This is a genomic window from Chitinivorax tropicus, from assembly GCF_014202905.1.
In the GTDB taxonomy this organism is placed as follows: Bacteria; Pseudomonadota; Gammaproteobacteria; order Burkholderiales; family SCOH01; genus Chitinivorax; species Chitinivorax tropicus.
In genome coordinates this window covers 1-3,307 of record NZ_JACHHY010000050.1, presented here as the reverse complement: position 1 = coordinate 3,307, position 3,307 = coordinate 1, and the positions used below count along the sequence as shown (strand labels likewise).

General features: G+C 62.8%; 1 pseudogene. It reads right to left on the bottom strand.

Going from position 1 to position 3,307, the window contains the following annotated elements:
* Positions 1-3,123: pseudogene (locus HNQ59_RS18985) on the bottom strand (RHS repeat protein); the annotation flags it as partial.
* Positions 3,124-3,307: the final 184 nt, after the last annotated feature.

Genomic DNA, 3,307 nt, shown 5'->3' with positions numbered 1-3,307 from the left:
GCCGTCGAGCTGGGCTGCCGTTTCCTGGCCAGTCAGCAAGGCGGCGCCTTCGCCGCTCAGTTCACCGATCAGGCGGCCCATGCCGTCATACCGGTTATGGCGGCTGCGGGTTTGCTGGCCGTCGGCGCTGCTGACCCTGACCGAGATCACTTGTCCTGCGACATCATAGCCATACCGGGTGACGGTGCCGTCTGCGGCGGTTTCGCTCGCCAGTTGCTGGCGGGCGGTGTAGCTGTAACGGAGGGTGCGGTTGCCCGTACCGCTGGCCTGGGTGCGCAAGGTGGCCAGGTTCAGCTTCGTGTCCTGGGCGCTGGCACCGCCATCGCTCCAGACCGCTTTGGCGTAGTCGGTCTGTTGGCTGCGGTTGCCTTGGGCGTCGTATTGGTAGTCGGTGAGGTAGCCTTCTTGATCGATGCGGGCGGCGATCCGCCCCAGGTTGTCATACAGGGTGAAGCTGCGTTGGTCGTCCGTGTGACTGGCCGGTCTCAGGGCCGCCAGGTCGCCGGTGGCACGGGCCTCGGCCTTGGTCGGGGTGGCATAGCGGCAGATGAGTACAACCCGCCCGGCGCCGTCATAACGTGTCTCGGTGAGGTAGCCTTCTCCGTCGAGTTCGCCCACCAGTCGGCCATCCGCATCGTATAGCCGGCGGCTGATCCGGTCTTCTCCAGGGTTCTGGCTCGGTTGGATGAGCGCGTCGCCAGGGGTGTCGCCCAGCAGCCCGCTCAGGGTCTGTTTGTCGGCCAGTTTGAGTGCGTTGGCGTAGCGCAGGGTCGATAGCAGCCGACCCGCCCCATCATAGCGGGTGGCGGTGACAAAGCCGCGGCCATCCACGGTCTGGCTGAGGCGTCCCGCTGCATCATAGCTTTGCCAGCTGTGACGGTCCCGATCCGCATCCAGCACTGGGCGTGGCAGGGTGGCGCTGTCCTGGCTGCCCAGCAGCAGGGCGGTGGCCTGGCCATTCTTGATCAGGGCTTCTTGCTGTGCGCTGCTCAGGGCGTTGGCATACCGGATGGTATGGGTCAGTTGGTTGGCACGGTTGTAGCGGTATTCCGTGAGGAAGCCTCGTCCGTCGATCTGGCCGATCTGGCGGCCCAGTCTGTCGTACAGGGTCAGGTCGAGGGCCTGGCCGGTGGCATCCACGGTGGCCCGGCGTCGCCCCAGGGCGTCATACAGGTGGCGGGTGGTGCCAGCGTCCTGTACGCCATCCAGGCTTTGCATCACGCTCAACAGCTCGCCGGTGCGGCTGTAGCTCGATACCATCCGCAGACCGCGTGCGTCGGTGACGGTGACTTTGCCACCCGCATCGTCATAGAGGGTGCTCTGCTGAGCCAGGCGGGTGAGCTTGCCATCGGCTCCACGCTCGGATTCGGTCTGGGTCAGAACCCGGTCCAGTCCGTCATAGGTGTACTCGATGAAGCGACGGCCATTGTCTTCTGTGAGCAGGCGGCCACGGGGGTCATACAGCCAGTTGGTCTGCTGTTGACCGTCCGGTTTGCCGTTGCCGCTGCTATCAATCTCCGCATAACGGATGCGGGTCTTCAGCTGACCTCGGAAGTCATAGTCATACCCGATCAGCTCGACTTGCTGGGCATCTTGCTTGGCCACCCAGGCAGTGAGCTGGGCCTCGTTGAGCAGGGCATCATCGGCCAGGCCACTCAGGTCGTAGCGGGCCGTCGTGTAGTGACGTTCACTGCGGCGCAGGCCATCCTGGTAACGGTATTCAGTGACCTGTCCCGCTGCACTGATGCGAAAGCGCAGGTGTTGGTTGGTGTCATAGACCAGCCGATCGGTCAGCCCGCCACTGGCGGCCTGCGCACCCGCACCATCCGGGTCCGCCACGGTGTAGCGGGTTTCACTCACCAGCTGGTTGGCCGCATCATAGCGACGGCGGACGGTATGGCCGGCGTGGTCACGCTGCAGAGTCAGGTTGCCACGGCTGTCGTATTCGTAGCTGATGCTACGATTCTCACCGTCGGTGCTGGTCTGCAACCGACCATCCGCAGTGTACTGGTAGCTCAGGCTCTGGCTGACCACGCCCGCCGCGCTGTTGGCCCGGCGGGTCAGGCTCTGCAGCCGGCCTGCCTCGTCATAGCTCAGACGGGTCTCGCCTCCCAGGGCATCCAGGTTGTCTGCAGGTCTACTGCCTTGGTAGCTGATCAGCTGTGTGGTCCGCTTGGCAAGATCATAGCTGTACTCCGTGACCCGACCGAGCGCCGGGTCGGTGGGCTGCTCGGTCAATTTGACCAGCCTGACGCTGCCATCGGTCAGCGTCTGGTAGTCAAATCGCAGCAGGCTGCCATCGCTTTGCTTCAGGCTCGCCAGTCGGTTACTGGTCCCATCATAGGTGTAGGTGGTGGTGTAGCTGAGCGCGTCATTCGGGTTGTCGGGGGTGAGGTCCACCTGGATGTCGGTCAGGCGGTTCTGGCTGTCGTAGCTATAGCGGGTGCGGCTGAGCGTCTTGCCATCCTGGGTGGTGATGCGCACGCTTTGCAGGTTGTTGCCAACGTAGTCCAGCCACAGCGTTTCACCCTGGCTGTTGCTGTGCGTGATGTGGCTCAGCAGGCTGCCACTGTAATTGAAGGTCAGCTGATTGCCATCGCTGTCGGTCTGCTGTTGCAGACGACCCAGGCCTTGTTGCCAGCCATAGGTCTCGCTGAGCTGGCTCGCACCATCACGCCAACGCCATTGCTGCTTGCCCGCATCAAAGCTCAAGGTGTCTTCAGCACCACTCGGGTCACGATAGACATACAGATTACGGGCCACGTCAAACCCATACACCGCCACCGAGCCATCCGCCTCAGTGCGCTCGATGCTGCTGCCCGCGGTATTGACCGTGCCCTGCAGCCGGGCCAATTGCCGGTAGAAGCCGATCCGCCAGTTGTCGTTGTTGTCGCCATCGAATTGGCCCTGGCTGTTATAGGTGCGCAAAGCACCCAGACCCAACCCTCTGCCCAGCAGCAGTTCGTCGCGGTGCTGGATCACCAGATTCCCGGTGGCCGCATTCACATATATCGATTCCCCACCGCGCCCCATCTCCGCCTGGCCCAGCATGCCCTGCTTGCCCAAGGCCCCCAGCGACCCACCCAACAGACCCAATCCACCGCCACTGATTACCGCTGTCATCTCTCAACCCAACCTGTCGTGATTCAATCATCCGTCATGCAATCTCACAACACCGACTGCCGTGAGCGCCAATATCAATATATCCAGATGAGCCAGCCCTATGTTTAGGCCTGACCGTGACGTCATGGCGATCACCATGCAGGGGGCTTGGCTTGAGAAGTCGGGAAGAGGAAAGTGCGATATG